Source organism: Anaerospora sp., assembly GCF_032013335.1.
GTDB lineage: Bacteria > Bacillota > Negativicutes > Sporomusales > DSM-15969 > Anaerospora.
The window spans coordinates 53,732-60,678 of the sequence record NZ_DALZUO010000027.1; the positions used below are offsets into that span (position 1 = coordinate 53,732).

Below are 6,947 nucleotides of genomic sequence, written 5' to 3' on the forward strand. Positions count from 1 at the left end.
AGCAGGAGGGACACAGAATATGGAAGAACGAGAGCTGACCCGTGGACTTAAAGCCCGCCATATTGAGCTAATAGCCTTGGGCGGAACAATTGGGGTCGGGTTGTTTATGGGGTCGGCAAGTACAATTAAGTGGGCAGGGCCATCCGTATTACTTGCTTATGCATTAGCTGGTCTTGTGATGTTCTTTGTTATGCGCATTATGGGAGAAATGCTATATCTAGAGCCGGTCACCGGTTCCTTTGCGACTTATGGTCATAAGTATATCAGCCCATGGGCTGGCTATATAACTGCCTGGTGCTATTGGTTTTTGTGGGTCACAGTAGGGATGTCGGAGGTTACGGCAATTGGCATTTATATGAACTACTGGTTTCCGGATTTGGCCCAGTGGATACCTGCCTTAATCGGTGTTGCTATCGTTGCTGCAGCTAATTTGGCTGCTGTTAAGTATTACGGCGAATTCGAGTTTTGGTTTGCACTTATTAAAGTAGTTACAATTATCATTATGCTGGTTGTTGGTTTTGGAATCGTATTTTTTGGAGTAGGCAACGCAGGGCAGCCACTAGGAATTGGCAATCTGTATGAACATGGCGGTTTTTTTGCCGGTGGCTGGCAGGGCTTCCTGTTTGCACTTTGTCTTGTCACTGCCTCTTATCAAGGGGTCGAACTAGTCGGCATTACTGCAGGTGAGGCGGAAGATCCGAGAAACAGCTTGCGTAAGGCTACGAAAAATATTATCTGGCGCATCCTGATTTTTTACATCGGTGCCATTTTTGTTATTGTTTCTATCTATCCCTGGAACCAAGTGGGAACCATTGGCAGTCCATTTGTACTGACCTTTGCGAAAGTCGGGATTGCCGCAGCCGCAGGCATCATTAATTTCGTTGTTCTTACCGCAGCCATGTCGGGCTGCAACAGCGGGATATATAGTGCAGGCAGAATGCTGTATACCTTAGCTGCAAATGGACAGGCTCCGGCATTTTTCAAGAAGGTTTCCCCTAGCGGAGTGCCTGCCAATAGCATTAAAGTAACGATTGCTTGCTTATTGCTGGGCGTATTCTTTAACTACATTTATCCTGACTCCAAACTATTTGTCTATATCTACAGTGCCAGTATTTTACCCGGTATGGCTCCCTGGTTTGTCTTGTGTATCAGCCAACTGAAGTTCCGGGAAAAATGGGGCAAGGAAGAAATGGCTGCTCATCCTTTTAAATCTCCGTTATATCCTATTAGCAACTATTTCACCATTGTATTTTTGTTGTGCGTGCTAGTTGGTATGTGGTTTAATGAAGATACGCGGGGCGGCTTGATTGCTGGAGCCGTATTCTGCGCAATCATCACAGCTGTTTATTTTGGTACAGGTATTGGGAAAAAACAGGCGGCAAAACAAATAGTAGAGCAAGATAAATAACGCACTTTCTGAAGGTAAGCTCTCCGGGTACGCTCCTTATACGTAGCCGGAGAGTCTTAAATATTGATTAATGGGGAGAATGGTATGGGCAATTTAAAGAGAAAAATGAAGACGATGGATGGAAATACGGCAGCAGCTCACATTTCTTATGCATTTACCGATGTAGCTGCTATTTTTCCAATTACGCCGTCGTCCAATATGGCTGAAAGTGTGGATGAGTGGGTATCTCAGGGAAGAAAAAATATTTTCGGCCAGACCGTAAAAGTTGTGGAAATGCAATCTGAGGGCGGGGCGGCAGGTGCTGTTCACGGTTCCCTGCAAGCCGGAGCATTGACGACAACCTATACGGCGTCGCAGGGTTTGCTGTTAATGATCCCCAATATGTATAAAATTGCCGGTGAATTGCTGCCTGGTGTATTTCATGTAAGCTCCCGGGTAGTTGGTGCCAATGCCATTAATATTTTTGGCGATCACTCGGATGTTATGGCCACAAGACAAACCGGTTTTGCCCTGCTGGCCGAAAGCAGCGTGCAGCAAGTAATGGATTTGGCGGCAGTGGCTCATTTGTCAGCTATTAAGGGGAGAGTCCCTTTCCTGAACTTTTTTGATGGTTTCCGTACTTCCCATGAAGTACAGAAAGTAGAAGTTCTCGAGTATGAGGAATTAGCGCAGCTGCTTGATCGTTCGGCACTTGATTCGTTTAGGCGTGATGCACTTAACCCCGATCATCCTGTTTTGCGGGGGACAGTCCAGAATTCAGACATTCATTTCCAACAACGGGAAGTATCCAACCGGTTCTACCGGGAACTGCCGGAAATCGTTGAAGGCTATATGAGCGAAATCAGTAAACTCACCGGCAGGGAATATCACTTATTTAATTATTATGGCGCAGAAGATGCCGACAGAATGATTATCGCCATGGGCTCAATGTGTGAGGCGATTGAAGAAATGGTAGATCATCTGAATGCGAATGGCGAGAAAGTCGGCTTGCTGACCGTCCATCTCTACCGGCCATTCTCTGTTGAGCATTTCTTCAAATACATCCCCCGCACTGTACAAAAAATTGCCGTACTGGACAGAACGAAAGAAATGGGGGCCTTGGCTGAGCCGCTTTACCTGGATGTAAAATCTGTTTTCTACGGGAAGGACTGGCAGCCGGTTATTGTTGGCGGCCGGTGCGGTGTTGGCGGTAAGGATGTATTACCGGGACATATTGAGGCTGTGTTCGAGAATTTGAAGCAAGAACGTCCCCGGGATAACTTTACCGTTGGCATAATTGATGACGTCAATCACACTTCGCTGCCACTGGGAAAAGATATAGACACTACTCCCAGCGGGACTAAAGCTTGTAAGTTTTGGGGACTAGGTTCAGATGGAACTGTTGGTGCTAATAAAAATGCAATTAAAATCATCGGCGATCATACCAGTATGTATGCCCAAGGATATTTTGCCTACGACTCTAAAAAGTCGGGCGGTGTCACCATTTCACATTTACGCTTTGGCCGGCAGCCAATAAAATCACCTTACCTAATTAATAAAGCCGATTTTATTGCCTGTCATAATCAATCCTATGTTGACAAATATGATGTCCTCGAAGGTTTGAAAGCGTCCGGAGTTTTTCTCCTGAACTGTACCTGGAGTGAAACAGAGCTTACTGAAAAACTGCCTGCTGCTATGAAGCGCTATATTGCAGAAAATAGCATCCGTTTTTACACGATCGATGCTGTGAAAATTGCCCAGGATATAGGCTTAGGCGGCCGGATTAATATGATTATGCAAGCCGCTTTCTTTAAGCTGGCCGACATCATCCCTGTAGAGGAGGCTGTCAGTTACCTCAAAGAGGCAGTTGAGCATTCGTATGGCAATAAAGGAAAAGCAATTGTTGATATGAACAATGCGGCTATTGATCAGGGGATAGGTGCGATTATAAAAGTCCAGGTACCTGAAGTTTGGCGGGAGGCTTATGATCAAGCTGCCGCCACACGTGATGTACCGGCGTTTATTGAACAAATTCTTGTTCCGATGAATCGCCAGGAAGGTGACAAACTGCCGGTAAGCGCTTTTATCGGCATGGAGAACGGCACATTCCCGCTCGGAACGTCGTCCTATGAAAAAAGGGGCATTGCCATTGATGTACCGGAATGGAATAAGGACAATTGCATTCAATGCAATCAATGCGCCTATGTTTGCCCTCATGCCGCAATCAGGCCCGTATTAGTAACGGAACCGGAAATACAGTCTGCACCGGCGGGCTTTGCTGCTAAAGCTGCAATAGGAGCAAAAGAGTATAGCTTCAGAATTGCCGTTTCTCCCCTTGATTGCACTGGCTGCGGTAATTGTGCACAAATCTGTCCTTCTAAGGAAAAAGCGCTGGTCATGAAACCGTTGGCTACGCAATTATCGGGAGTGCAGTTATGGGATTATGCCATGTCATTAGCTGCTAAACCTAATCCCATGAACCCCTTTACGGTAAAAGGCAGTCAGTTTGAACAGCCGCTGCTGGAGTTTTCCGGTGCCTGCGCTGGCTGTGGACAAACGCCATATACGAAGCTTGTGACCCAATTATATGGTGACAGGATGATGATCGCCAATGCTACTGGCTGTTCTTCCGTTTATGCCGGCAGCGCTCCATCTGTACCATACACCAAGAATGAGCGTGGTCACGGCCCGGCCTGGGGGAATTCATTGTTTGAAGATAATGCCGAATTTGGCCTGGGAATGCTGCTGGGCGTCAGTCAAATCCGGGAAAAACTGGCTATGGATATTGAGGCTGCCTGTAAGCTCAATTACGGACAAAACTTTACGGCCGTCTGTGAAGAGTGGCTGGTCAATCGGGAAAATAGTGAAGGGTCCCGTGCCAGGGCGGATAAACTGATTGCAGCGCTCGAAGCTATACAAGACAGTGAGCCGCTGCTCCGGGAAATCTATCAAAACAGAGATTTTCTAGTAAAGAGATCCCAATGGATCTTTGGCGGCGACGGCTGGGCGTATGACATTGGTTTCGGCGGCTTAGACCATGTATTAGCTTCAGGAGAAAACGTAAATGTTTTGGTGCTCGATACGGAGGTGTACTCCAATACGGGAGGCCAGTCCTCTAAAGCAACACCGACAGCTGCAATTGCTAAATTTGCTGCAAGCGGCAAGCATACTAAGAAAAAAGATCTTGGCATGATCGCCATGAGTTATGGCTATGTCTATGTTGCCCAAATTGCAATGGGAGCTGACAAAAATCAGACCTTAAAGGCGATTGCTGAGGCAGAAGCATATCCGGGACCATCGTTGATTATTGCCTATGCTCCCTGCATCAATCATGGTATGAAAGTGGGGATGGGCTGCAGTCAGCTAGAAGCCAAGCGGGCCGTAGACAGCGGCTACTGGGCCTTATACCGGTACAATCCACAGCTTGAAGCCAGTGGTAAAAATCCGTTTATTATAGATTCCAAAGAACCGACCATGGAGTTTAGGGAGTTCTTGATGGGGGAAGTACGGTACTCCTCCTTGAAGAAGCAGTTCCCTGAGACAGCTGAGGCGTTATTCCAAAAAACGGAGCAAGATGCTAAAGCTAGATTGAATACCTATAAAAGATTAGCCAGTCAATAGATGTTCAAAGAAGCCAGGTAAATCAGTAGCTAGTAACTGCTGCTTTACCTGGCCTTTTTCTGATAAGAAAGAATTGTTATTATATTCTAAATGCATTTCTTTAGAAATATTTATAATTATTTTCGAAGAAAAACAGGAAAATTATCGAATAATGTCGAAATGAGGAGGGAAAAAATTACAATTTAAAGGGGATCGAAAGTGAATTTTTTTAACAATCTTAAGGTTAGTCTAAAATTAGGTGTTCTCGTTCTTATATCGATTATTTCACTCGGCATTATTGGATACACCGGTTATCACTATCTGCACAAGGCTAGTGCGGATATGGATGCTCTATTTGCTGACAATCTGATACCGGTCATGCTCATTAATGAAAATCAGGCGCACATCAATAAAGTCAGCGCGGCTGTGCTGGAGCTGATGCTCACAACAGATGCAAAAAAGATGGACGAACTTCGTACGCTAATTAGTGATCGCGCTAAAAACTTTAATGCAAATATGGCTCTGATTGAAAAAACCAATTTGGATGATAAAGAAAAACAAAAAATAGAAGACCTTAGGGCAGCGATGAAAACATATCGTGAAGCTCGCACAGCAGCACTTGAGTTAGCTGCGCAGAATAAAAATGCCGAAGCCTATGCCATGTATCTTTCACAGGTAGCACCTTTAGAAACTGCTGCACTGAACAAATGTATGGATCTTTCTCAATATGCCACAGAGCGGGCTAATAAGATTAACAGCGCTAATAAAGCTGCCTTTACAACAGCCACGCAAATTACTACTGTTGTCTTGCTGACTTGTATTGTACTGCTGGCTGCAACCGGCCTCGTTATTACCCGGGCAATTACAAATGCCCTACAGGTTATGGTAGTCTTTTGCGGTGAACTGTCTGCCGGAGACTTCCGGGAAAAACAGCAAAAACTGATTAGAAAAGATGAGTTTGGTCAATTATCTGATTCGTTGATTCAAATGAGAAATCAACTTCGTAATCTGATGAAAAATATAAACAACTCGGCCGAACAACTGGCGGCTTCTTCAGAAGAGTTGACAGCCAGTGCCGAACAGTCGGCTCAAGCTGCCAGCCAGGTTGCCGGATCCATTACTGAAGTAGCACGAGGCGCGGAGCTGCAGCTGCGGGCTGCGGACGATACTTCTGTTGTCGTACAGCAAATGTCAGAGACTATTCAGCAGATCGTTACTAACGCTAACGAAGTTGCTGTGCAAACAGCGCAGGCTGCTGACAAGGCAAATGAAGGAACTCAATCGGTAAATAAAGCAGTAACACAAATGGCCAGCATTGAACAAACGGTCACTGCTTCTGCACAGGTAGTAGCCCAATTAGGAGAACGTTCGAAAGAAATTGGTCAAATTGTTGATACTATTTCCGGTATTGCCGGTCAAACTAACCTATTGGCTTTAAATGCGGCAATTGAAGCGGCACGTGCCGGTGAACAAGGCCGTGGCTTTGCGGTAGTTGCGGAAGAGGTGCGCAAGCTTGCCGAACAATCGCAAAATGCTGCGAAACAAATTGCCACTTTGATCAGCGAAATTCAAGGTGATACCGACAAGGCTGTCAGCGCTATGAATGCCGGTACCCGGGAAGTGAAACTCGGAGCGGAAGTTGTCAATGCCTCCGGAGTTGCCTTCCAGGAGATCGTAGCCATGATTCTCAAAGGATCTAATCAAACAAAAGAAATTTCTGTTGCAATTGAACATATTGCTGCAGGCAGTGGGCAGATTGTCAATTCGGTCAATGAGATCAATGAATTGAGTAAAACAGCATCTGCCGAAGCGCAGACCGTATCGGCCGCAACCGAAGAACAAGCAGCTTCTATGGAAGAGGTTGCCTCTGCGAGCCAATCCTTATCGCATCTTGCTGTTAACCTGCAGGACGATGTAAGTAAATTCCGGATATAAGATCGCCACGCTACGCTCGCGATGA

3 protein-coding genes are annotated in these 6,947 nt (G+C 45.8%); all 3 read left to right on the forward strand.

The features are described from left to right. Positions 1-19: 19 nt before the first annotated feature. Positions 20-1,408, forward strand: a complete 1,389-nt coding sequence (locus RTR76_RS17420) for an amino acid permease (RefSeq protein ID WP_312523130.1) — start codon at positions 20-22, stop codon at positions 1,406-1,408. Positions 1,409-1,492: 84 nt separating this feature from the next. Then, positions 1,493-5,008, forward strand: a complete 3,516-nt coding sequence (gene nifJ, locus RTR76_RS17425; protein WP_312523132.1) for a pyruvate:ferredoxin (flavodoxin) oxidoreductase — start codon at positions 1,493-1,495, stop codon at positions 5,006-5,008. A 198-nt stretch (positions 5,009-5,206) separates the two neighbouring features. After that, positions 5,207-6,922, forward strand: a complete 1,716-nt coding sequence (locus RTR76_RS17430) for a methyl-accepting chemotaxis protein (protein ID WP_312523134.1) — start codon at positions 5,207-5,209, stop codon at positions 6,920-6,922. Positions 6,923-6,947: the final 25 nt, after the last annotated feature.

What these genes read in the sequence shown, in the direction of transcription:
- nifJ (WP_312523132.1), top strand. Translation starts at nt 1,493, where the DNA reads ATGGGCAATTTAAAGAGAAAAATGAAGACGATGGATGGAAATACGGCA.
- RTR76_RS17420 (WP_312523130.1), top strand. Translation starts at nt 20, where the DNA reads ATGGAAGAACGAGAGCTGACCCGTGGACTTAAAGCCCGCCATATTGAG.